Genomic DNA, 22,249 nt, shown 5'->3' with positions numbered 1-22,249 from the left:
GCACCAGCAGGGTTCATCAGAAAACAGGCTGGCGGCGGCAAAACGGCAAAGCGGGAAAGTTGGATTGAGTGAATACTTTAGCAGGGTCAAGATTTCTTTGCTGAACTGACCGACAAGGATACAACATTGCCGGCCACGCCTGCCCCGCCCGCGTAATTATTTACCAATGGTATCGAAAAGACATGGCGCCGCAGGTGCGCTAAGATGGATGCCCACAGCAAGCCATGACAGGGGGCACTGCGATGACGGCATCGGCGCAGCACACCATGCAGGCAGGGGCCGGTCCGGCCATCCCGCCCCTGCTGTCCACGGGCGTGCCCGGCCTTGACGCCGTACTGGCCGGCGGCTTGCTGGCCGAGCGGCTGTACCTGCTCGAAGGCGAACCGGGCACGGGCAAGACCACCCTGGCGCTGCAATTCCTGGCCGAAGGCGCGCGCGCGGGCGAAAGCGTGCTGTACATCGCGCTGGCCGAATCGGAAATCGAGCTGCGCGGCGCGGCCGACTCGCACGGCTGGGACCTGGCCGGCATCGCCATCGAGGAGGTGGCGCCCAGCGACGACATGCTCGACCCCGACCGCCAGTACACCATCTTCCACCCGTCGGAAATCGAGCTGGCGGCGACCAACCAGCGCATCCTGGCGGCCATCGACAAGCACCGTCCCGCCCGCCTGGTACTTGACTCATTATCCGAACTGCAACTTCTGGCGGAAAATCCCCTGCGCTACCGGCGCCAGGTGATAGCTCTGAAACAGTACATGGCCAACCGCCACTGCACCACCATGCTGATCGATGACCGTTCCGCCCTCGATGACGGCCTGCAGGTACGCAGCGTGGCCCATTGCGTCATTTCGCTGGAGCTGCAAAACCAGGCCTATGGCAACGACCGGCGCCGCGTGCGCGTGGTGAAATACCGGGGCGTGCCGTTTCGCAGCGGCACGCACGATTACAAGATCGCCCGTGATGGCCTGGTCGTCTATCCGCGCCTGGTGGCGGCCGACACGCGCCGCGACGGCAACCACCACCGCCTGTCGAGCGGCGTTGCGGAACTCGACGCCATGACGGGTGGCGGCCTGGAAGTAGGCATGAGCACCCTCATTTCCGGCCCCGCCGGCAGCGGCAAGTCGACCCTGGCGGCACAATTCGTGCATGCGGCCACGACGCGCGGCGAGCCATGCGCCATGTTCCTGTTCGAGGAAGCGCGCAGCAAGCTGCTGCACCGGACGGACGAGCTGGGCATGCGCTTGAAGGAGGCGCTCGACACGGGCTTGCTGAGCGTGCAGCAAGTCGACCCGGCCGAGCTGACGCCGGGCGAATTCGCCCAGGCCGTCGTCGACGCGGCCGAACGGGGTGCCAGGATGATCGTCATCGACAGCCTGAACGGCTATATGCACGCCGTGCCCGACGAGCGTTTCCAGAGCACCTATTTGCATGAGCTGCTCAACTACCTGAGCCAGCGCGGCGTGTCTGCCCTGCTCGTCGGCGTGCAGCAGAACATGCTGGGCATGTCGATGACTACCTCGGCCGACGCCAGCTACCTGGCCGACAGCGTCATCATGCTGCGCTACTACGAAACGGAAGGCGAAGTGCGGCAAGCCATTTCCGTCTTCAAGAAGCGCGGCAGCGCGCATGAACGCAGCATCCGCCGCTTCGAGATCGGCCCGCAGGGCTTGCGCATCGGTCCGACACTGGCCGGCTTCCACGGCATCCTGTCGGGCATGCCCACCGTCGGCGGCACGCCATTCCCCTAGGACCGGCCATGGAACAGCGCATCCTGATCTACGCGCCGGGCGGCCAGGACGCCGCCCTGGCCAGCCAGGTGCTGGCCAGCGGCGCCATTGCCAGCCACGCCTGCCGCTCCGCCTGCGACCTGGCCGAACAGCTGGCGCTGGGCGCCGGCGGCGTGCTGACGGTAGACGAGGCGCTGCATGCGGGCGCCTACCAGGTGCTCGACGAGTACGGCCGCCAGCAGCCGGACTGGTCCGACCTGCCCATCATCCTGCTCACGCATGCGGGACTCGATTCCCTGCCCCTGCGGCAAGCCATCGCCACCCTGGGCAACCTGACGCTGCTGGAACGCCCCGTGCACATGTTGACCCTGATCACCTCGGCGCACGCCATGCTGCGCGCGCGCGCGCGCCAGTACCAGGTGCGCGAAACGCAACGGCGCAAGGATGAATTCCTCGCCAGCCTGGGCCATGAATTGCGCAATCCACTGGCGCCCATCAAGACATCGATCGCCCTGCTCAGCCATCTGTATCCGGAATCGGAACAGGTGAACAAGGTGAAAGGCGTGATCGAACGCCAGGTCACGCACCTGACGCGGCTGGTCGATGATTTGCTCGACGTGGCCCGCATCACCAGCGGCAAGGTAGTGCTCCAATGCAAGGACATTGCGCTACAACAAGTTCTCAGCCACGTGATCGAGCTGTGCCAGCCGGCCGCCAGCAGCCGCAACATCAGCATCGCGCTGGACTTGCCGCCGCACACGGTGATGCTGCACGCCGATTATGCGCGCCTGGTACAGATCTTTGCCAACATCGTCTCGAACGCCGTCAAATTCACGCCGAACGGCGGACACATCCATATTACGGCCCAGCTGGCCGACGGCCAGCTGCAGGTGGCCGTGGAAGACAATGGCATCGGCATCGACCCGGACGCCATCCCGCGCATCTTTTCCATGTTCGAACAGGGCCGCACGGTGGCCGGCCAGATGGCCAGCGGCCTGGGCATCGGCCTGAGCCTGGCGCGCCAGTTCGCTGAGATGCATGGCGGCAAGATCGAAGCGCACAGCGCCGGGCCCGGGCTAGGCAGCCGCTTCGTCGTCAGCCTGGCCGCCAGCATGGCCGCATCGGCCGCCACGCCGGCCGGCGACGCACCGGCCCGGCCGGGCCAGGCCGTGCAGGTGCTGGTGGTCGATGACAACCGCGACGCGGCCGATTCGCTGCAGGCGCTGTTCCTGCTGGAAGGCCATGCCGTGCGGGTTGCCTACGACGGCGCGCAGGCGCTGGCGGCCGTCGATGCCGTGTGGCCGCAGCTGATCGTGATGGACCTGGGCATGCCGGACATGGATGGCTATGAAACGGCGCGCCAGATCCGCCTGAAAGCGCGGGGGCGCGACGTGCTGATGATCGCATTGACGGGCTGGGGCGATGCGGGCCAGCGCACGGCGCAAGCCGGCTTCGACCATCACCTGACGAAACCCGTGGACTTCGCCGCCCTCGCCGCCCGGCTGCAGCAGCACCTGGCGCAGCGGGCGGCGTCTACGCCGACGCGATGAGGCCTACTTCCATTTCCCGCGCAATTCCTGCACCTTTTGCTGCAGCAACTCCGGCGTTGCCGCCTCGGGCGCCACGGGCATGCCCACGGCCAGCGACAAACGCGAGCGCAAGCCCGCCTTGAAGGCGCGCTCGAACAAATGACCATTGCGGTGGCTCAACAAATGCCCCCACAGGCCGCGCAGCGCCAGCGGAATCACGGGCACCTTGCTGCGCGCGACTATTTTTGCGATACCACCCTTGAATTCGCTGATCTGGCCCGTGCGCGTCAGCTTGCCTTCAGGGAAGATACACACCAGCTCGCCTTCGTGCAGCGCTTGCGCAATATCAATGAAGGCCTTTTCCATCAGGAAAGGATCTTCCTTGGCCGGCGCGATCGGGATCGCCTTGGCCGTGCGGAAAATCCAGCCCATCAGCGGCATCTTGAAGATGCGGTGGTCCATGACGAAGCGGATGGGACGGGGGCTGGCCGCCATGATGACGATGGCGTCGACATAGCTGACATGGTTGCATACCAGCACGGCCGCGCCTTCCGTGGGAATGCGCTCGCCATCGACCACTTTGACGCGGTGCACGGTCTGGATGAGTATCCACGCGAGGAAGCGCATGAGAAATTCCGGCACCAGCGAGAAGATGTAGGCGGCCACCAGCGCATTCAAAATCGCCGTGACGAGGAACAGCTGGGGTATGGTGAAGCCCTTGCCCAGCAGCACGATGGCCACGCCGGCGGCCGCCACCATGAACAGGGCATTCAAAATATTCATGCCGGCAATCGTGCGCGAAATGTGCTTCGGGTCGCAGCGCGTCTGGATCAGCGCGAACAGGGGCACGATGAAGAAACCGCCGAACACGCCGATCATGACGATGTCGAGCAAGATGCGCGGCACGCCCGCCTGGCCCACGAAGGCCAGCGCGTCGACGATGTGCGTATTCGCATAGGCATTGCTGGCGAAATACAGGTCGATGCCGAACAGCGACAGGCCGATGGAGCCGAACGGCACCAGGCCGATCTCGATCTTGTGGCCGGACAGCCGTTCGCACAGCAGGGAACCCGTGCCGATGCCGACGGAAAACACGGTCAGCAGCAGCACGAACACGCTGTGGTCGCCGTGCAGGAAATCCTTCGAATACACGGGGAACTGGGCCAGGATCAGGGCGCCGTAGAACCAGAACCAGGAATTGCCCAGCATGGCCAGGAAGACGGGACGGTTCTTGCGCGAGAAATTCAGGTTGCGGAACGATTCGGCAACAAAGTTCAAACTCACTTTCAAGTCCGGCTCGGGCGCGGGCGTGCGCGGCACGCGGTAGCTGGCGATCAGGCCGAAGACGGCCACGGCAATTGTCGCGCCAGCCACCAGTTCCACGCCCAGCGGCTTATGCACGATCAGGACGGCGCCGAGGATTTCACCCAATAAAATGCCGACAAAGGTGCCCATCTCGATCAGGCCATTGCCACCGACCAATTCCTCGGGTTTGAGCTGTTGCGGCAGATACGCATATTTCACGGGGCCGAACAGGGTCGAATGCACGCCCATGCCGACCACGGCGGCCACCAGCAGCCACAGCGTGTGCGTCATCCAGCCGGCGGCGGCCACGGCCATGATGGCCAGCTCCATCCATTTGACGAAGCGCGCCAGGCCCGCCTTTTCAAACTTGTCAGCCAGCTGGCCCGCCGTGGCCGAAAACACGACATAGGGCAGGATGAACAGGCCGGGAATCAGGTTGGTGATGGTCGACGGATCGAGCGTGGTCCAGCTCAGCGCATCGTAGGCGAGGATCACCATCAGGGCCGTCTTGAACAGATTGTCGTTGAAGGCGCCAAAGAACTGGGTCCAGAAAAACGGCCCGAAACGGCGCTGCGACAATAAGGAAAACTGGCTGCTTTGACTCATGGCATGGGGGACTGGCAATTAAGGAATTGCTAAAATACAGCACTATCCTGCGCACGACAATCTTAATGTCTCCTCCTTGCTTAGCATCAATACGGAAAACGGCGTGCCGCACCATGCTGGCTCCATCTTGCGCACGCCGTCCCTGGCACTTGCATAGACAGCAATAAATCGCCAGTTTCTTGATAATAAGGTAATGTGCGCATACATCGGGCGCTTTCGCCCGGCTCTTCCATGAAAGCTGCCCCATGTTTGGATTGTTAACGCTGGTCATACTAGGTTTGCTGATCGCCGCCTTCGTGCAGGTGCTGCAGCAGCGCAGGAAAGTGGCCGATCTGGAGTTGCTGACAGCGCGCTTGCGCAAGGAAGTTGACGGCATCGGGCAGCGCCTGCAAGCGCTGGAAGGCCAGGCCGACGCGAACGTCCCGCCGCTTGCCCCCGTCGCAGTCGATAGCGTGGCGCCAGTGACGACGCGGCCGCCCGCACCTGTGCCCCAAGCGGCCGAGATCAAGGTGGCCGAAGTGGCGAAGGTCGTGCCGGCAGCCGCCCCTGTGCCGCCGAAGCCGGCGCAGCCAACCCTGCCCCATCCCGCCAGGCCCGCCCCCAATACCCCCACCTGGATCGCGCGTCCGGACGGCCTGCTTGCCAAGGCGAAAAACTGGTTATTTACCGGCAACCTGGTCGCCAAGCTGGGCTTGCTGATCCTCTTCCTCGGCGTCAGCTTCCTGCTCAAATATGTGTCGGCGCAGGTCACGCTGCCCATCGAACTGCGCCTGGCCGGCATCGCGCTGGCCGACATCGCCCTGCTGGCCTGGGCCTGGCGCATCCGCGTCAAGCGTCCCGGCATCAGCCTGCCGCTGCAGGGCACGGCGCTGGCGATATTGATGCTGGTCACGTTCGGCGCCTTCCGCCTGTATGCACTAATACCGGCCGGCCTGACGTTTGCCGTGCTGTTCGTGCTGACGGCGTTCACGTGCTTGCTGGCCGTGCTGCAAAACGCCGTCTGGCTGGCCGTCTTCGGCATCGTCGGCGGCTTTGCCGTGCCCCTGCTCGTGTCGACGGGCAGCGGCAACCATATCGGCCTGTTCAGCTATTACGCGCTGCTCAATGCGGGCGTCTTCGCCATCGCCCTGCAACGCGCCTGGCGCGTCCTGAATGTGCTGAGCTTTGGCTTCACCTTCGTCGTCGCCACCACCTGGGGCCTGCTGCGCTACACGCCAGAGCACTACCTGTCGACGCAGCTGTTTTTGATCCTGTTCGTGCTGTTCTATATCGGCATCGCGATTGCCTATTGCGCGCGCCAGGCGCCGCGCCTCAAGCACTACGTCGATGGCACCCTCGTCTTCGGCACGCCGCTGGCGGCCATGGGCCTGCAATACAGCCTGGTCTGGAATTTTAAATTTGGCCTGGCGTTTTCCGCGCTGGCCGCCGGTTTGACCTACACGGGGCTGGCCGTGGCCCTGTGGCGCCGCGAGGGCTTCCGCCTGCTGGCCGAAGCCTTCCTGGCCTTGGGCATCGTCTTTGGCACCCTGGCCATCCCGTTCGCCCTCGATGGCCGCTGGACGTCGGCCGCCTGGGCGCTGGAAGGCGCGGGCATCGTCTGGGTCGGCTTGCGCCAGCGCCAGACCCTGGCCTGGGCCTTCGGCCTGCTGGTGCAGGGGGCCGCGTGGATTGCCTTCCTCGGCGCCTTACAGGACCTCAATACGGCAGCGGCCCTGCAGGCCAACATCTGGCTCGGCTGCGCGCTGCTGGCCGCGGCCGCGCTGGTGATGGCCTACAATTTCCGCCGCCATGGCAGCCACTTGCATCCGGAGTTCATGCGCAGCCTGTCCGTGCTGTTCCTGACGGCCGCCACGGTCTGGCTGCTGGGCGGCATCTGGAGCGAGATCCTGCTGCGCACGGACGCCGCCACGCAACTGAACCTGCTGACGATCAGCGCGCTGGCAGTGGCGGCCCTGCTGGCGGCGCTGGCGCGGCGCGAACAATGGCATGCGCCGCGCGCGCTGCTGCTGGCCGTGCAGGTGCTTGCCGGCATGGTCATGCTCAGCCGCGCCAGCTGGGCCTGGGACCGGCATCCGGCCAGCCTGTTCGAAGGCTCCTTCCTCAGCGCGCTGCTGCTGGGCGCCGCCGCCTTTGCCAGCGCCCGCTTCCTTGCGCTGCGCGCGCGCGGCGGCGACGCGCTGCTGGCGCTGGGAGCGCGCCCGCTGCTGGTCTGGAGCGGCTTGCTGTGGTTTGCCGCCATCCTCGTGCCCTTCACCAGCTGGCTGCTGCGCCTGATCGACGGCGACCTGAGCATGCACCCGCACGCGGGCGAACACTGGCTGGCGCTATACCTGATTGCCGTGTCCGTCACAACGCCCGTGTTCGCCATCCTGGCGCGGCGCCTCGATTGGCCACAACTGCGCTGGTTGACCGTGGCCGCCTGGCTCGGCCTGGGCCTGTGGAGCGCCAAGCTGCTGCTGGCGCTGTACCTGCGCGACTACCTGCCGACGGGCTTGAGCTGGCTGGCCCTGGCCTGCGCGCTGGCGGCCGGCGAATACCTGCTGCGGGCCTGGCCGCAAGCGGGCTGGTCACTCGACGTGCGGGCGCAGCGCCTGTTGCATACGCTGCGCACGGCCGCGCCATGGCTGATGCTGTGGCCCGTCGGCGCCATGCACGTCGGCGCCTGGCTGGCACACCATGAAGATAGCGTCAGCCCCGCCTGGGCCCGCTACTTGCCGGCCTGGGCCATGATGCTGGTACTGGCCTGGCTGATCCGCCGCTGCCGCGCTGGCGCCTGGCCGGTGGCGCCGATTGCCGCGTGGTACCGGCGCATCCTGATACCGCTGGGCGCGCTGTGGTCGCTGCTGCTGATCGCCGCATGGAACGTCTTTGACGACGGCGGCATGGCACCGCTGCCCTACTTGCCGCTGCTCAATCCGCTGGACCTGAGCACGGGCTTTGCCGTGCTGCTGGCCATTGCCAGCTACCGTTTATTCCCGGCCGGCCAGATCCCGCTGCCGTCCCTGTGGCAGGCACGCTTGCCCGTCGTGGCCGCGTGCGTGCTGTATGGCTGGTTCAACCTGATGCTGCTGCGCACGGTCTCGCACTACCTTGGCGTGCCCTACACCTTTGACGCCATGCTGGCCTCGCAGTTCGTGCAAGCGATGCTGTCCCTGGTGTGGAGCGTCACGGCCCTGCTGCTGATGCGCCATGCGGCCCGCCAACAGCGGCGCCAGCAATGGAGCATGGGCGCCGTGCTGCTGGGACTGGTTGTCTTGAAACTGTTCCTGATCGACCTGTCGAACGTGGGCGGCATCGAACGCATCATCTCCTTTGTCGGTGTCGGCTTGCTGATGGTCTTGATCGGCTACCTGGCGCCTTTCCCCAAGGCTGCCGCGACAGCGCCGGCCGAACCGCACCCGGGAGCCGCATGAAAACCATATCGATCTGTTGCAGCCTGCTGCTGGCGGGCGCCGCGCTGGCCGCGCCTGGCCAGGACCGGCCACAGAACTATGCCTGGAGCATGCCTGTGCAGGTGCCGGCGGGCGCGGGCATCGTCCAGCTAGTGTTACCCCGGGAAGTCTACCTGCACGCCAGCTCGGCCAGCCTGGCCGACCTGCGCTTGTTCGACGCTGACGGCAAGCGCCTGGCCTATGCCATCGGTGCGCCGCCCGCGCAGTCGGCCACGCAGCGGACCAGCCTTCCAGCCCGTATCTTCCCCGTGACGGGCACGCCGGCAACTGGCGATGGCTTGCAAGCCATCGACATCCGCACGGCCGACGATGGCCGGCTGCTGTCGGTCAGCACGCGCGCCGGCACGGCAGCGGCCACGGCCGCGCTGCAGGCGCTGATCCTCGACCTGGGCAAGCAAGCGCAAGACAAGCGCATCGCCGCCTTGCGCTTCACGCCGCCGGCCCGCACGGACAATTACAGCGCGCAAGTGCTGCTGGAAGTGAGTGATGACCTGAAGCAATGGGACGCCATCGGCACCACCACCCTGAATTGGCTCAGCAACAGCGACACGCGAACCCTGGCCAACGACAGCATCGCCTTTGCGCCGCGCGCCTTCCGCTATGCGCGCCTGAGCTGGCAAGCGGGCGAACCGCTGGCCTTTGCGGCGATTACGGCGCAAGCCGTCAGCGAAACGGACATCGCTGCACCGCGCGCCTCCATCGTGCTGCAAGGCTTGCCCGGCAAGCAGGCGAATGAATGGCGCTACGCCACTCCCCTCGCCATTCCCGCCGACAGCATCGCCCTGCAATTGACGCACAACAATGTGGTGCTGCCCGTGACTCTGGGCGTGTATCGCCAGAACAGCTATGTTCCCCGGCACAGGCTGCACCTGCGCCAGCAGGCGCGTCCCGCGCAAGGCGCGTATTTCGAACCCCTGCTGAGCACGACGTTTTACCGCATCGGCCTCGATGGCAAGGAGCGCATTTCGGGCGACCTGGCCATGCCCGTGACGCAAACAGGCGAATGGGTGCTGCTGACGGCCACGGATCTCTCGCTCTCCGCCAGCGATGCGCCCGCCATGCGCCTGGGCTGGACACCGGCCACCGTGGTCTTCCTGGCCAGCGGCAAGCCGCCCTATCAGTTGGCGTTCGGCAACAGCAACGCCGCCGCCGTGGCGCAACCGCTGTCGCAAGTGGCGCCCGGCTTCAGGGCGGACGAATTGCTGGCGCTCAAGACTGCCAGCGCCGGCGCGCTCACACCCAACGGGGGCGAGGCGGCGCCAGCAGGCGTCACCAAGGACGGGGCAACGTGGCGCCTGGCCGCGCTGTGGGGCGCACTGCTGCTGGGCGTGGCCGTGCTGGGCTTTTTTGCCTGGCGCTTGCTGTCGCAGATAAAACAGGAGCAAGGCAGTACCGACAAACAGGAACATTAGCCGCTTGCCCGCGATATGCCTGTCTCACTGCCGCAGCAAGGCCTTGAACGTCTGCGGCATCCAGGGACGTGCCGCCAGCATGAAGCTGATGGCCAGGCGTTCATCGCCGGGCAGGCGCGCATCTTCCTGGTGCTGCTGCGAAAACTCCACTGCCACCTGCTTCAGGCGTTCCAGCAGGGCCGCCGTGGATTTTTTCGACAGCATCACGTTCACCAAACGCAGCAGTTCCGTCTCGCCATCGAACTGCGAATTCAGGTAGTCGCCATACGCCTCCTTTTTGAAGTAGGTATGAATCGGGCCGTTCGGTATCCACGCAAACGTGCGCGCCACCAGCAGTTTGACCCGGTTATTCGGCAGCAGTTCCAGAAAACCGATCTTGTCGAGGCGCAACAGATACTTGACGGCTTGCGCCTCGCTGATGTCATAGATGGCGACGATCTGCTCCAGCGGCAGCAAATTCAGGGCGGATACGGCCACGACGAACAAGCGGGTATCTTCGATGATTTCCTTTTCCTGCGCGTACGTCAGGCCCGTGATCAGCGTGGGCGCCGCGTGTGCTGCCTGCACGGCCAGCGCCAGTTGCTGGAAGTCGCTGCCCACGGCCACCAGGATCTGGTCCAGGCGCTGCAGGGTAAATTGCTTCTGCGAAAACATCCGCTTGACGCTGGCTTCGGACACGCCGATGCGCTGGGCCAATTCGGCATACGTAACGGCGCGCGCCTTCAACAGGCGTTTCAGGGCCTCGATCAGGGCGTGGGTTTGCGGCATGCACTTCCTTTATAAAAATAGCATCGGTTCCAGCGGCAAAAAAGTAGCGAAATACGCTACCCGCAGTACGCTTGCCCGCTACGAGTAGCGTTTTCATTGACCAATTGCCCACAGTCTACAATGATGGCGTTGCCACTTGGCACACTTGAAGGAGAAACACATGAAACGCCTGCTGCCCCTCTGCCTGTCCCTGTCGCTGTTGACGCTCTCCGTGGCCGCCCCCGGCCTGGCCCACGCCGCAGCCTCGGAGAACCTGTCGAAAGGCTCGCAAAACCTCAGCCAGGGTTCCGCCATCGTCGTCGCCGGCTCCATGTCGATGCTGGTCGCCTCCGGCCAGGTGGTCGTCGCCAGCGTGGAAACAGCGGGCGAGGGCATCGTCATCGTGCTCAAGGGCGCCTCCGAAGCGGGCGGCGCGTCCATCCAGATGAGCACCCAAGCGGCCAAGGGCCTGTCGCTGGCGGCCGGCACCGTGGTCAACGTGGTGGCGCTGTCCACCGGCCATATGCTGGTTCTTTCCGGCAAGGCCATCGCCTTCATCCCGAACGAATTGGGCAAGGCCCTGCTGCACCACTCCAAAGTATAAGCACCAATGAAAAACGGAAAACCCATGAAACAGTTACTCGCCACCGCCCTGCTGTGCGCCGCCACCCTGACAGGCCAGGCCGCCAATTCGGACACCACCAACGCCTCCGACAATGCCAGCATGGCCTCGGCCATCGTGCTCGTCGGCTCCATGTCGGCGCTGGCCGCCGCCGGTGAAATCGTCATCGACAAAGTCGACGACGTGGCCGACGGCAGCGTCCTCGTGCTGAAAAGCGCGGCCAGGGGCGCGTCCTCGGCCGCCACGGCTTCCGTCAAGCTGAGCCAGAAGGCCATGCAAGGCCTGTCGCTGGCGGCCGGCACGGTGGTCAATGTAGTGGCCGTCTCGACGGGCCACATGCTGATGCTGTCGGGCAAGGCCATCGCCTATGTGCCGAATGCGGCCGGCAACGCCATCCTCCACCATTCGAAAGCGTGAACCCCATGAAACGCCTGACCGTCATCGTCATCAGCCTGGTCCTGGCCGGCGCCGCCCACGCGGGGCGCTCGTGCGAGGAAAAGCCAACGGACGCGACCACCCTCGTCAAATCGATGGACCTGGCGCAAAAGACCCTGCAGGCGCTCGACGCCTCGGGCGCGCAGGTGGCGCTGGTGGCGCGCGCCGGGCAGGACCTGTCGAAGTACAATTTGCGCTATTCGCACATGGCGCTGGCCTGGCGCGACCACCCGAAGGGCCGCTGGCTGGTGGTGCATGAACTCAATGAATGCGGCACGGCGCAATCGTCGCTGTACAACGAAGGCTTGGGCAATTTCTTCATGGATGATGTCTTCATGTATGAAACGCTGATCCTGATTCCCGGCCAGGATACGCAGCAGCAACTGGCGCGCCTGCTGACGTCGAACACGCCCAAGCGCCTGCATGAGCCCCACTACAATATGCTGGCCTACCCGTTTTCCACCAAGTACCAGAACTCCAACCAGTGGGTGCTGGAAACCCTGGCCGCCGCCAGCAACGAGCCAGGCAAGATCGAAACGCGCGCCGAAGCGCAAGCCTGGCTGCGCAGCGCCAGCTACGCGCCGCAAACGCTGAGCATACCGGCCGCCACGCGCCTGGGCGCGCGCATGTTCCGCGCCAATATCGCTTTCGACGACCACCCGTTCGAGCGCCGCATGACGCGCCAGATCGACGTCGTCACCGTCGACTCCATCGTGCGCTTCATGCGGCAGCGCGAACCGAAGGCGCAGGAAATCGTGGTGCGCGGCAACTAATCCGGCGCCAGACCGGACAGGATCAGGAGCGGCGGCTGCGCCAGCGGCGCCGCGCTGCACAACACGATGGACAGTTCAGCATGCGCCAGCGCCACGCAGCTGGCCGCCTCCACGCCCAGCTTGTAGCGCGCCTCCGCCTCGCTCCAGCGCCGGTAAAACGCCGCCCGGCGCTCTTGCGGCGGCAGCTGTTCCAGCGCCGCCGCCACGGCCGCGCCGAACGCCTGGCGCGCCAGCGCCAGCACGTCGCGCCGCGGGTCCTGCAGCTCGATATCGAGTCCCAGCGGCGTCGCGCCACTGAGCGCGCAGGCCACCCAGTTGCCGCTGTGCGAGATGCTGAAATGGACAGCTACGGCGGGGGCCAGCAGCCGCGGCGCCTGGCCTGGCCGCTCTTCCAGCGCGATGGCGGCCGGCGCCACCTGGAGCATGTCCCCCATGGCTGCGCGCAGCAAAGCACGCCCCAGCAGGAACTGGCGCCGGCGCTGCGGCCGCAGAAAGCCCGCGTATCGGGTCGCTTCAGCTGCACCCAGCCAGGCTTCATAGAGACCGATCTGCGCGAGATCAATGCGGCGGGAATCGAGCAGCCAGATGCTGGCGCCGGTACTGGGCAAGGCTGATGGCATGACAAGGTCTGGATAGGCAAAGGCGCAGTCTGCCACAAATTGCCAGCATGCATGCGGCAAAAAAATGGCAGCGCGGTTGCCCGTCGCTGCCACTATCAGCAGGCCTGCCAGCGCTTGCGCGCCGCGCCCGTCTTAGTTCGTCATTGCTGCTTCGACCGCTTTATTATCGGCGCCAGTCGGGCCGCCTTCGGCACGTACATAATTGGCCTTGATGTAAGCACTGGTCAGGTTGGCGATGCGGGTCAGCATCAGGTTATCGTGCACGCCAAACGTGAATCCGGCCGCCATCGCATCCGCACGCTGGAAGAACTCCGGCGTCGCAACCAGGGCGCCCTTGTTGTCGCGGATCATGACGCGCATGCGCACGCCCGAGCTGCCGGCCAGTGGGCCCAGCAGTACACGCTTGGCGCCGCTCTTGAACTGGATTTCTTCGACGATCGGCTCGATGATCAGCACGCGGCCATTGGCCGGGGCGGCATTCCAGCTGGTCAGCGATTCGGCCAGGTCCTTGCGGATATTCTCGTCGATCTTCGCCATGCCGGCCTGGTTGCCCTTGTAGCCTTCGGCAAAGACCGTCGGCTTGACTTCAATGCGGCCAAACGACGAGAAAGCCTCGCTCGGCGGCGGATTGGTCGTCGACGATGCCTTGATGCGCGTAGCGCAGCCTTGCAACATGGTCAAGGCCAGCACTGCGCCAGCCAGAATGACCGTTTTCGATACTTTTTGCATATTCTCTTTCTACTTTTTATTGAAATGGCTCCCTGACGCAATCGTTGCGTCTGATTGCGCCGCTTACCGATGTGGAGGACTACCCTGGTGCTTCCTGCTGCTTCTTGCTTACCGCTACTGCGCTGCTTACTTCGCTGCTTTCAACTTCACGAACTCCCCCTTCAAGGCCACGCCCGTCATCATGGTGCCTTCGTGGCACTCGAAGTCCGTGGCGCTGGAATTTTCCACGTTCTTGTAATTGCTGACGATATTGACGACGGCATCGGCACCCACCGACTGGGCGCGCTTTTGCAGCGCCAGCATGGCCGACAGGAAGGCCCAGTTGCACGAGGTTTCCGCCGACTTGCCGACGCCATTGGTTTTCTGGCTCGTCTTGTCGCTGCTGATGCGCGTAGCAATCGGCGGCGTTGCCTGGTCGCCAAAATAGAATTTGACGGTATCGCCCAGGCGCGCCTGGGCATCGTTGGCGGTCATCGCATTGGCGATCGACATCATGTGTTTGGTATCGCCTGCCTGTGCCGGCAGGGCAACCGTCAGCACTGCGCTCATTGCCGCCAGGATAATCATTTTTTTCATGCTGTTTTCCTCGATTAGATAGAGATAGTACGAAAGGGGCCACACTTGCCGTTTGCGCCGGCACAAACGGGCGTCACGGCCGGTAGCGTTTAAAAATCAGCGACGTGTTGATGCCGCCAAAGGCAAAATTGTTTGACATCACATACTCGGATTCGATGGCCCGGCCTTCGCCGGCGATGTAGTCGAGCGGCGCGCATTGCGGGTCCACCTGCTGCAGGTTGATGGTCGGCGCAAACCAGCCTTCGCGCATCATCTCGATGCTGATCCACGCCTCCAGCGCGCCGCAGGCGCCCAGGGTGTGGCCCATGTAGCTTTTCAGCGAACTGATAGGCGTACGGTCGCCAAACACTTCGAACGTGGCCTGCGATTCGGCAATATCGCCCTGCTGCGTGCCGGTGCCGTGCGCGTTGATGTAACCGATGTCGGATGGCTGCAGGCCGGCGTCGGCCAGCGCCAGCAGCATCGCCTGGCGCATGGTCGCGGCGTTGGGCTGGGTCACGTGGCAGCCATCGCTGTTCGTGCCGAAGCCCACCAGTTCCGCATGGATGGTGGCGCCGCGCGCCTGCGCGTGCTCGAATTCTTCCAGGATCAGGCAGCCGGCGCCCTCGCCGATGACCAGGCCATCGCGGCTGGCGTCGAAAGGGCGCGGCGTCGTGTGGCCGTCGTCATTGCGCGTGCTGGTGGCGAACAGGGTGTCGAAGACGGCCGCCTCGGTGGCGCACAGCTCCTCGGCGCCGCCGGCGATCATCGCCAGCTGCTTGCCGCCGGCGATCGCCTCGTAGGCGTAGCCGATGCCCTGGCTGCCCGAGGTACAGGCGCTCGACGTGGTAATGACTCTTCCCGTGACGCCAAAGAACACGCCGATGTTGACGGGCGCCGTGTGCGCCATCATCTTGATGTAGGTGGTGGCGTTGATGCCCTTGGTGGTGCGCTCTTCCATCATGCGGCCAAAGTCGCCGATGGCGCTCGGCGTGCCCGCCGACGAGCCGAAGGAAATGCCCATCTGCCCGCTCGTCACCATCGGGTGCCCGGCCAGGCCCGCGTGTTCCAGCGCCAGTTCACTGGCGCGCGTCGCCATCAGCGCGATGCGGCCCATGCTGCGCACGGCCTTGCGGTTGTACCGTTCCGTCAGCGCGAACGGCGCGGCCGGAGCCCCCAGCTGCGTATTCAAGCCTTCGTAATCGGCCCATTCCCCCATGCGCACGACGGCGTTGCGGTATGCTCCCAGGCGCTGGCGGATGGACGGCCAGTCGTTGCCGATCGGGCTGATGCCGGCCATGCCGGTCACTGCGACCCGGCGGCTCATGCCATGCCTCCATTGACGGAAATGACCTGGCGCGTGATGTAGCCCGCTTCCTCGCCGACAAGGAAACTGACGGCGGCGGCCACTTCTTCCGGCGTGCCGACGCGGCGCGCAGGAATCATCTTCAGCGCTTCGTCGAGCGGCACGTCGCTGATCATGTCCGTTTCAATCAGGCCAGGCGCCACGCAGTTGACCGTGATGGCGCGCTTGGCCAGTTCCAGCGCCAGCGCCTTGGTGGCGCCGATGATGCCGGCCTTGGCGGCGCTGTAATTGACTTGTCCCCGGTTGCCGATCAGCCCCGAGACAGACGCCATGGTGACGATGCGCCCCGGCTTGCGCCGCTGAACCATCGGCATGACCAGCGGATTGAGCACATTGTAGAAACCATCAAGATTGGTTTGCAGGACAATGTCCCAATCCTCGCCTGACATGGCGGGAAATGCATTGTCGCGCGCCACGCCGGCATTGCACACGACCCCGTAATAGCAGCCATGTTCGGCGATGTCCGCTTCCAGCGCGGCAGCTGCCGCGGCACGATCGCCGATATCGAACTGCAGCACGCGCGCCGCGCGTCCCAGCGCCGCCACCTGCTGCGCCACCGCTTCCGCTTCCGCGCGCGCGCTGCGGCAATGCAGCACCACGTCAAAGCCATCGCGGGCCATGCGCAAGGCGATCGCCTTGCCGATGCCGCGCGACGATCCCGTCACCAACACACTTTTACTCATGCTGCGCTCCATTCATACTCTCCTGCAGAAATTGCTTTGCATCCTCGGGCTGAAACACCGTGATCGTCGCCTGCGCCAGCACGACGCCCGCCCTCTCGATACGGCACTCGAAAGCGCCCAGTCCGTTCTCGCCTTGCAAGGCTTGCTGTACCTGCACCTGCAGCACGCTGCCAGCGGCAAACAGGGGCACCTGCGCTTCGTAGCGCCGCGCCCCCAGCAAGAAACCGATCTTCACGGGCGCGCCAGCCAGGCGGGCACGATAGCCCGCATGCGCGGCGATCGCCTGCGCCATGTATTCCATACCGACCCAGCTGCCGACACCGGCCGCCGACGCGTCATAAAACACACTGCCGGCATGGATGCGCACCTCGGCGCACAGGTTTTCAGCATCGGCCGAGAGCACCCGGTCAAGCAGCACCATGGCGCCGGAATGCGGGACAAGGTCGCGGATATCCGGAAAATTCATGCTCCCCTCCCGAACAGCAAGGCGGCATTTGAGCCGCCAAAGGCAAACGAATTGCTCAGCGCCCAGGCCAGCGGTCGCCCCAGACGCGCGCCGGGCAAGGCCAGGCGCAGCGGCGGCAGGGATTCATCAGGCACGCCGTCCCACAGGTGCGGCGGCAAGAAGCCCTCGGCGTTATCGTCCTGCATCGCCAGCCAGCACAGCGCCGCCTCGATGGCCGCCGCAGCGCCCAGCGCGTGGCCAGTCAGCGGCTTGGTGGAACTGGCCGTCACCGTGCCGCCGAACAGGTCGGACACCACGCGCGCTTCCATCGCATCGTTCTGCAGCGTGGCCGTGCCGTGCAAATTCACGTAGTCGACCTGCGCCGCCGTGATGCCAGCGCGCGCCAGGGCCTGGCCGATGGCCAGCCGCGCGCCGCCGCCTTCGGGATCGGGGGCCGACATGTGATGGCCGTCGGACGACTCGCCCCAACCACGCAGGGCCACGGCGGCACGTTCCGCCGTCATCAGGAACAGGGCCGCACCCTCGCCGATATTGATGCCGTCGCGCCCCGCACCCAGAGGATTGCAGCGTTGCGCGCTGACGGAGGCCAGTGCGGAGAATCCCGCCACGGTAAAGCCGCACAGGGTATCGACGCCGCCCGTCAGTACGGCGTCGCACAAGCCCATGCGCAGCAGGCGCGCCGCGCTGGCCATCGCCTTGGCGCTTGACGAACAGGCGCTCGAATGCACGAGGGCCGGGCCATCGATGCCCAGCTCTTCGGCCAGCATCAGCGCCGGCGATGCCATCTCCTGCTGACCATAGTGAAAGGCGTCCGGCAAACCGCCGTCCGTTACATGCCGGGCAATGGCATCTTCCGTCTCGGCGATGCCCGAAGTACTCGTACCGATCACCACGGCTACCCGGTCCGCGCCATAGCGCGCGATGGCATGTTCCACGGCAGGGCGGATTTGCGCCAGCGCCGCCAGCGCCATCCGGTTGTTGCGGCTGCGCGCCGCGATGGCGTGGTGCTCCACGCTGGGCAGGGCCACGTCGACCAGGCCCAGCGGCAGCACGCACCCTGGCGTGTACAACCCGGTGGGCACCACGCCGCTGTGCGCGGCGAACAGGCGTGCGCGCACTTCCGCGCGGCTGGCTCCCAGCGCGCAGACGATGCCGCAGTCATTCAAATACGCAGTCAAGCCAGCCATTCAGCTTCCTTCCGGGGCGTTCTGTATCGTCAGGCGATAGCGGTAGCGCAGGTTGTCGAGCACCACCGTGCCGCTCCAGCGCGGCATCGCGCTGTAATCGATCACCGTCACCGCTTCGTCATGCAGGAACAGGGTGCGGCGCAAGCCGCTGTCCTCGATGCGCCAGCCAGACGGCAAAGCCTGCTCGATGGCCGCGCGCGGCCACAGGGTCAGTTGCATGTCTTCCAGTACGTCTTCGGCGCGCACCTGTGCCGGCAGCATCAGGTGGCGCCAGGAACTCACTTCGTTGCCGTCGTAATGCAGCGACAGCACGCGCTGGCCGAAGGCCAGCCCCACCAGGTCGAGGTGCGACGGCTCCACTTCCAGCGCCGCATCGAGTTCGTCGATGCGCCCTGCCCGCTCCACGATCAAATGTTGCTGCACGCTGACGCTGGCGCCCAGCGCCTGCGGCGCCAGCTTCAGGCCCAGCCGCGCCGGCGCGGCGGGCGGCGCGCTGGCGCAGCCCGCCAGTACCGCCAGCATCAGCGTCGCTATCGATGATGTATATCGCAAAGCCATCAGGCCACTCCTGCGGCATCGGCCGCCTTTGTACTACGGTGATGGGAATCGGCTTCGGCAAAGCACGGCGACAACAGCCACACCAGCGCCGTGCCGATCAGCATGGTCAGGCCAAACGCCTGCAATGCCGCCGTCTTGCTCAAGGCCAGCAAGCCGAAAGACAGAATCGTATTCGCCGCCGACAGGCCCACGGCCAGCCATGGCGTGTCGTTGCGGCGACCAGGGTGCTCCTGCATGAAGATGCCGTAATCGACGCCGACGCCCAGCAGCAGCATCAGCGCCAGCACGTGGAACAGCTGCAGCGGCATGCCCAGGTAGCCCAGCAAGGCCAGGGCCGCCACGCTGGCCAGCGCCGTGGGCGCCAGGACGCGCCAGGTGCGGCGCCGGTAGCGGGGCAGCAGCAAGCCACATACAACCAGGTAAGCGCCCAGCACCACCGCACCCATGTAGACGCGGTAGCGGCCCAGCACCGAGGAAATTTCACTCACCTTGTCGACCCACTGCACGCCGGGCAGACCGTCGGCCGCCTGCGCCAGCAGCGGGATGGCCGCGTACTGCATGCCTCGCAGGGCAACGATGGAGGCATAGCCGCCTTCTACCTTACCCAGCCAGAGATGGCGCCATGGCTCGCTGGCCGGCACCTTCAGGAAGGCGTCGATCGACAGCGGCGCACCCGCCTGCGCCAGCTGCGCGCGCACTGCGCCGGCCCATTCCGGGCCCTCGTCAACGGCCTGCGCCAGCAAGTCGAGCGCGGCGCCCGGCTGCAGGATGGCGGTGTCGAGCAGCGTGCGCCGCGCCGCCTGCGTCTGCAGCGACGGCACCCAGTTCGACATGGCCTGGTAGCCGCTGATGTGCTTTTGCGCGATCAGCGGCAGCAGCCGCTGTTTCAACGCTTCCTCGCGCTGCAGCACGGCTTCCGCGCTGTCGCCACGCACCAGGTAGAACTGCACCGGCGTAGGCCCATCGAGCAATTTGCTCAATTTGATCTGGTCGCGTATCAGGTGCGCGGGCGGCGTTTGCAGCAAGCGGATATCGTCGTTGACACCCAGGCGGCTGATGCCGAAGAGCGCAAACAGGGCAAACAGCACGCCACCCGCCAGGGTGGCGCGGTTGGCCCGCAACAGCGGCCAGTGCGCGCGCGCCGCTCCATACTGTTTGACCAGCGCGCCGCTCTTCAAGGCGCCGCCTTTGACCAGTGCGGGGAACCAGAACACCACCGTCAGCCAGGCAAACACCAGGCCCAGGGCGGAAAAAACGGCCATATGGCGCAAACCGGGGAATGGCGTCAGGGCCAGGCCCATGTAGCCGATGACGGCGGCCAGCAGGGTCAGGCACAGGCCCGGCAGCAAACGGCGCAGCAAGGTGCGCGAATCGAGCGCCGGATCGGCCCCCAGGCGGTTGCACAAGAAATAAATGCCGTAGTCCTGCGCCACGCCGATCAGGCTGGCGCCAAACACCAATGTCATCAGGTGTATTTTGCCAAACAGCAGCCAGCACACGGACAGGGCACCCAGGCAGCCGATGCCGATCGACAGCAGGATCAGCGAGATAGGCTTGAACGAGCGGAAGGTGAACCACGTCAGCAGGATGATGCCGGCCAGGGACCCCAGGCCGATGGTCGACATTTCGCCCGCCGCCTGGCTGCTGGCCGCCGCCGCATGCAGGATCACGCCCGCGCTGATGATTTCCACGCCGGGCACGGCTTGCCGCGCCGCCGCTTCGGCTTGCGCCAGCGCAGGCAACACGCCTTCCTGCGCGCCCAGCGAAAAGGCGGGCAGGTTGAGGGTCATCGGCAGCAGCACATACTGGCGCTCGCCGTCGGCGACGAACAAATGGCCGTCGCGCGGACGCACGGGCGTTTCCTGTGCGCGCTCCTGCACCCAGCCGCCGAACAGGCCGAAGGGATCGTCCTGCCAGGCGCCCAGTTTCGGCCCGCCGAAAGGACTGTAGAGCTGACTCAACGCCGAATCGCGCCAGAACGCGGGCGCTTCCCGGCGCAGCTGCGTCTCCTGCGGCGCCGTCAGCAAGGTCAAGCGGTGCTGCTGGAACAGCGCCAGCCAGTCGTTCTGCGTCTGCTCATCGAGCGGCGTGGACTGGAACTGGCCCGCATGGCGCGCCAGCACGGCGCTGTAGGCATCTGCCGCGCGCCTGGCGTCGGCCCAGTCGGGCGCGCCGACCAGCACCACCAGGCGCTGCTGCGCCGCGTCGACCATGTGCGTAAACGAGGCCTGCAGCACCGGGTCGCGCTCCTGCACCGGCAGCAGGGCCAGGATGTCCGTTTCAGGCGCGATGCGCTTGCCCAGCCACAGGTAGGCGTTATGCGCGAGCAGCAGGGCCACCACCAGCGCCCAGGCGATGGCAAGCATGCGCCCGGTGTTGCGGCTGCGCTTCGTCAGCGCGCTCAAAACAGGGCCGCCTCTTGCGCCGTAATGGCAGCCGGTCCCGTCTCAATCGCCGAGAACACGATGCTCGTGCGGTCGCCGCTCGCCTCGCTGATGCTGATGTTTTTCACGAAGGCGCCGCCATCGAGGCGGATGTTGCCGATGGCCTTGGCCAGCGCCGGCTGGCGCGCCTTCAGCGCCACTTGCCAGGTGCCGCCGTCGATGCTGCCGTCCACCTCAAACAGGCTGTCGAGCTGCGCCAGGTCGCCGGCCAGCAGCGAAAACAGCACGCTGTTGATCATCTTGACCACTGGCTCCGTCTTCGCCTCCAGGCGCATGGCCACGCGCTCGCCCTGGAAATGCACGATCTCGTCGCGCGTCAGGCGCAGGGTATTCGGAAACGGCTGCAAGGTGCGCCACAAAACACCCTTGCCGGCGACCACGCAAAAGCGGCCATTCGACGCCAGCGGCTTCTTCATGCCGGCCAGCTGCTTGCTCTGGTCGAAGCGGCCGCACAGCTGCTGCGGCTTGGCCAGCATGGCTTCAATCTTCGCGACGGGCGCGGCCGCTTGCGCAGGGGACACCGCGGCCATGGCTGCCAGGCTGCAAGCAGCCAGCGCTTTACTGATGATGTGCTTCATACGGCTTCCAATCCCAATTTTTCAAACAGTACGGGCGGCGAGGCAAAGCACATCTCGCCGCTGGCGATATGCACAGCCACCTGCGTCGTGCTGGCGCGGTTCAGGCGCTTGCCCGTCAGGCTGTCGCTGACCATGTATTCGATCTTCAACCGGTTCTCCCACTCCACCAGGTCGGCGCGCAAGGTCAGGCGCTGGCCGAACGTGGCCGGCGCCACGTAACGCAGGTGCATGTCGATCACGGGCCAGGCATAGCCGGACGCCTTCATCTCGACGTAGTTGTAGCCGATGCTGTCGAGCAGCGCGCAGCGCACCACTTCCAGATATTTCACGTAGCGGCCATGCCAGACGATCTCCATCGGGTCGAGGTCGAAGAACTGCACCTGCATCTCCACTTCCGCGTGCCAGCGGCTGGGCGCGGCCTTCCTGCCGCGTCCCTTGTGCGTCGGTGCCTGCAT

The 22,249-nt window shown here is 65.4% G+C and carries 20 protein-coding genes; 7 read left to right on the top strand and 13 right to left on the bottom strand.

What is annotated here, in order from left to right; all coding sequences use genetic code 11:
• Positions 1–266: 266 nt before the first annotated feature.
• Positions 267–1,748, top strand: coding sequence for an ATPase domain-containing protein (locus tag CBW50_RS03260; protein WP_086144240.1), 1,482 nt, complete (start codon positions 267–269; stop codon positions 1,746–1,748).
• 8 nt (positions 1,749–1,756) lie between these two features.
• The gene (locus CBW50_RS03255; protein WP_086144165.1) at positions 1,757–3,277 is read left to right on the top strand and encodes an ATP-binding protein; all 1,521 of its coding nucleotides are present in this window, start codon (positions 1,757–1,759) and stop codon (positions 3,275–3,277) included.
• Positions 3,278–3,280: 3 nt separating this feature from the next.
• Here CBW50_RS03255 and CBW50_RS03250 read toward each other — a convergent pair whose 3' ends face one another.
• Positions 3,281–5,167, bottom strand: a complete 1,887-nt coding sequence (locus tag CBW50_RS03250) for an MFS transporter (protein WP_086144164.1) — start codon at positions 5,165–5,167, stop codon at positions 3,281–3,283.
• Positions 5,168–5,412: 245 nt separating this feature from the next.
• On the opposite strand from CBW50_RS03250, the gene CBW50_RS03245 reads away from it, so the two are divergent.
• Together CBW50_RS03245 and CBW50_RS03240 are read left to right on the top strand one after the other, a co-directional pair.
• Positions 5,413–8,580: a DUF2339 domain-containing protein gene (locus CBW50_RS03245; RefSeq protein ID WP_086144163.1), complete on the top strand. Its 3,168-nt coding sequence runs from the start codon at positions 5,413–5,415 to the stop codon at positions 8,578–8,580.
• Positions 8,577–10,031 (top strand): DUF3999 family protein, encoded by a 1,455-nt coding sequence (locus tag CBW50_RS03240; protein ID WP_086144162.1) that lies wholly within the window; start codon positions 8,577–8,579, stop codon positions 10,029–10,031. The genes CBW50_RS03245 and CBW50_RS03240 overlap by 4 nt, the downstream gene beginning before the upstream one ends.
• Before the next feature lie 24 nt (positions 10,032–10,055).
• On the opposite strand, the gene CBW50_RS03235 is transcribed toward CBW50_RS03240, so the two are convergent.
• Positions 10,056–10,799, bottom strand: coding sequence for a helix-turn-helix transcriptional regulator (locus CBW50_RS03235; RefSeq protein ID WP_226935346.1), 744 nt, complete (start codon positions 10,797–10,799; stop codon positions 10,056–10,058).
• 160 nt (positions 10,800–10,959) lie between these two features.
• On the opposite strand from CBW50_RS03235, the gene CBW50_RS03230 reads away from it, so the two are divergent.
• The 3 genes from CBW50_RS03230 to CBW50_RS03220 are packed head-to-tail and all read left to right on the top strand — an operon-like array spanning position 10,960 to position 12,608.
• Positions 10,960–11,382, top strand: coding sequence for a hypothetical protein (locus tag CBW50_RS03230; RefSeq protein ID WP_086144161.1), 423 nt, complete (start codon positions 10,960–10,962; stop codon positions 11,380–11,382).
• 24 nt (positions 11,383–11,406) lie between these two features.
• Positions 11,407–11,817, top strand: coding sequence for a hypothetical protein (locus CBW50_RS03225; RefSeq protein ID WP_086144160.1), 411 nt, complete (start codon positions 11,407–11,409; stop codon positions 11,815–11,817).
• 5 nt (positions 11,818–11,822) lie between these two features.
• Positions 11,823–12,608: a DUF2145 domain-containing protein gene (locus tag CBW50_RS03220; protein ID WP_086144238.1), complete on the top strand. Its 786-nt coding sequence runs from the start codon at positions 11,823–11,825 to the stop codon at positions 12,606–12,608.
• Here CBW50_RS03220 and CBW50_RS03215 read toward each other — a convergent pair.
• The 11 genes from CBW50_RS03215 to CBW50_RS03165 all read right to left on the bottom strand — a co-directional run bounded on the left by CBW50_RS03215 (position 12,605) and on the right by CBW50_RS03165 (position 22,249).
• Positions 12,605–13,228: a 4'-phosphopantetheinyl transferase superfamily protein gene (locus tag CBW50_RS03215; protein WP_139842382.1), complete on the bottom strand. Its 624-nt coding sequence runs from the start codon at positions 13,226–13,228 to the stop codon at positions 12,605–12,607. The genes CBW50_RS03220 and CBW50_RS03215 overlap by 4 nt on opposite strands.
• A gap of 132 nt (positions 13,229–13,360) precedes the next feature.
• On the bottom strand, positions 13,361–13,957 hold the full coding sequence (locus CBW50_RS03210) for a hypothetical protein (RefSeq protein ID WP_086144158.1): 597 nt from the start codon (positions 13,955–13,957) through the stop codon (positions 13,361–13,363).
• Between the two features lie 126 nt (positions 13,958–14,083).
• Entirely contained in the window at positions 14,084–14,533 is a 450-nt protein-coding gene (locus CBW50_RS03205) for an excinuclease ATPase subunit (RefSeq protein WP_086144157.1), read from the bottom strand.
• 73 nt (positions 14,534–14,606) lie between these two features.
• On the bottom strand, positions 14,607–15,839 hold the full coding sequence (locus CBW50_RS03200) for a beta-ketoacyl-ACP synthase (RefSeq protein ID WP_086144156.1): 1,233 nt from the start codon (positions 15,837–15,839) through the stop codon (positions 14,607–14,609).
• Complete coding sequence (gene fabG, locus CBW50_RS03195) at positions 15,836–16,573, bottom strand: 3-oxoacyl-ACP reductase FabG (protein ID WP_086144155.1); 738 nt, start codon at positions 16,571–16,573, stop codon at positions 15,836–15,838. The genes CBW50_RS03200 and fabG overlap by 4 nt, the downstream gene beginning before the upstream one ends.
• Positions 16,554–17,027: a hotdog family protein gene (locus tag CBW50_RS03190; protein WP_086144237.1), complete on the bottom strand. Its 474-nt coding sequence runs from the start codon at positions 17,025–17,027 to the stop codon at positions 16,554–16,556. Before CBW50_RS03190 ends, fabG begins: the two co-directional genes overlap by 20 nt.
• Positions 17,024–18,214: a beta-ketoacyl-ACP synthase gene (locus tag CBW50_RS03185; protein WP_172404660.1), complete on the bottom strand. Its 1,191-nt coding sequence runs from the start codon at positions 18,212–18,214 to the stop codon at positions 17,024–17,026. Before CBW50_RS03185 ends, CBW50_RS03190 begins: the two co-directional genes overlap by 4 nt.
• Positions 18,215–18,772 (bottom strand): DUF3261 domain-containing protein, encoded by a 558-nt coding sequence (locus tag CBW50_RS03180; protein ID WP_086144154.1) that lies wholly within the window; start codon positions 18,770–18,772, stop codon positions 18,215–18,217.
• The gene (locus CBW50_RS03175) at positions 18,772–21,138 is read right to left on the bottom strand and encodes an MMPL family transporter (protein WP_086144235.1); all 2,367 of its coding nucleotides are present in this window, start codon (positions 21,136–21,138) and stop codon (positions 18,772–18,774) included. The genes CBW50_RS03180 and CBW50_RS03175 overlap by 1 nt, the downstream gene beginning before the upstream one ends.
• A 35-nt stretch (positions 21,139–21,173) precedes the next feature.
• Complete coding sequence (locus CBW50_RS03170; protein WP_086144153.1) at positions 21,174–21,794, bottom strand: outer membrane lipoprotein carrier protein LolA; 621 nt, start codon at positions 21,792–21,794, stop codon at positions 21,174–21,176.
• Positions 21,791–22,249 (bottom strand): thioesterase family protein, encoded by a 459-nt coding sequence (locus tag CBW50_RS03165; RefSeq protein WP_086144152.1) that lies wholly within the window; start codon positions 22,247–22,249, stop codon positions 21,791–21,793. Before CBW50_RS03165 ends, CBW50_RS03170 begins: the two co-directional genes overlap by 4 nt.

The organism is Janthinobacterium sp. GW458P (assembly GCF_002127585.1).
Taxonomy (GTDB): Bacteria; Pseudomonadota; Gammaproteobacteria; order Burkholderiales; family Burkholderiaceae_D; genus Janthinobacterium.
Note: the sequence above shows the minus strand (reverse complement) of the source record. Positions and strands in the feature narration are given on the sequence as shown.

Excerpts from the sequence above, each read along its gene's own strand:
- CBW50_RS03175 (WP_086144235.1), bottom strand. The coding sequence starts at position 21,138 with ATGCTTGCCATCGCCTGGGCGCTGGTGGTGGCCCTGCTGCTCGCGCAT.
- CBW50_RS03230 (WP_086144161.1), top strand. The coding sequence starts at position 10,960 with ATGAAACGCCTGCTGCCCCTCTGCCTGTCCCTGTCGCTGTTGACGCTC.
- CBW50_RS03220 (WP_086144238.1), top strand. The coding sequence starts at position 11,823 with ATGAAACGCCTGACCGTCATCGTCATCAGCCTGGTCCTGGCCGGCGCC.
- CBW50_RS03210 (WP_086144158.1), bottom strand. The coding sequence starts at position 13,957 with ATGCAAAAAGTATCGAAAACGGTCATTCTGGCTGGCGCAGTGCTGGCC.
- CBW50_RS03180 (WP_086144154.1), bottom strand. The coding sequence starts at position 18,772 with ATGGCTTTGCGATATACATCATCGATAGCGACGCTGATGCTGGCGGTA.
- CBW50_RS03205 (WP_086144157.1), bottom strand. The coding sequence starts at position 14,533 with ATGAAAAAAATGATTATCCTGGCGGCAATGAGCGCAGTGCTGACGGTT.
- CBW50_RS03190 (WP_086144237.1), bottom strand. The coding sequence starts at position 17,027 with ATGAATTTTCCGGATATCCGCGACCTTGTCCCGCATTCCGGCGCCATG.
- CBW50_RS03260 (WP_086144240.1), top strand. The coding sequence starts at position 267 with ATGCAGGCAGGGGCCGGTCCGGCCATCCCGCCCCTGCTGTCCACGGGC.
- CBW50_RS03165 (WP_086144152.1), bottom strand. The coding sequence starts at position 22,249 with ATGCAGGCACCGACGCACAAGGGACGCGGCAGGAAGGCCGCGCCCAGC.
- CBW50_RS03255 (WP_086144165.1), top strand. The coding sequence starts at position 1,757 with ATGGAACAGCGCATCCTGATCTACGCGCCGGGCGGCCAGGACGCCGCC.
- CBW50_RS03245 (WP_086144163.1), top strand. The coding sequence starts at position 5,413 with ATGTTTGGATTGTTAACGCTGGTCATACTAGGTTTGCTGATCGCCGCC.
- CBW50_RS03235 (WP_226935346.1), bottom strand. The coding sequence starts at position 10,799 with ATGCCGCAAACCCACGCCCTGATCGAGGCCCTGAAACGCCTGTTGAAG.
- CBW50_RS03215 (WP_139842382.1), bottom strand. The coding sequence starts at position 13,228 with ATGCCATCAGCCTTGCCCAGTACCGGCGCCAGCATCTGGCTGCTCGAT.
- CBW50_RS03240 (WP_086144162.1), top strand. The coding sequence starts at position 8,577 with ATGAAAACCATATCGATCTGTTGCAGCCTGCTGCTGGCGGGCGCCGCG.
- fabG (WP_086144155.1), bottom strand. The coding sequence starts at position 16,573 with ATGGAGCGCAGCATGAGTAAAAGTGTGTTGGTGACGGGATCGTCGCGC.
- CBW50_RS03250 (WP_086144164.1), bottom strand. The coding sequence starts at position 5,167 with ATGAGTCAAAGCAGCCAGTTTTCCTTATTGTCGCAGCGCCGTTTCGGG.
- CBW50_RS03225 (WP_086144160.1), top strand. The coding sequence starts at position 11,407 with ATGAAACAGTTACTCGCCACCGCCCTGCTGTGCGCCGCCACCCTGACA.
- CBW50_RS03200 (WP_086144156.1), bottom strand. The coding sequence starts at position 15,839 with ATGAGCCGCCGGGTCGCAGTGACCGGCATGGCCGGCATCAGCCCGATC.
- CBW50_RS03185 (WP_172404660.1), bottom strand. The coding sequence starts at position 18,214 with ATGGCTGGCTTGACTGCGTATTTGAATGACTGCGGCATCGTCTGCGCG.
- CBW50_RS03170 (WP_086144153.1), bottom strand. The coding sequence starts at position 21,794 with ATGAAGCACATCATCAGTAAAGCGCTGGCTGCTTGCAGCCTGGCAGCC.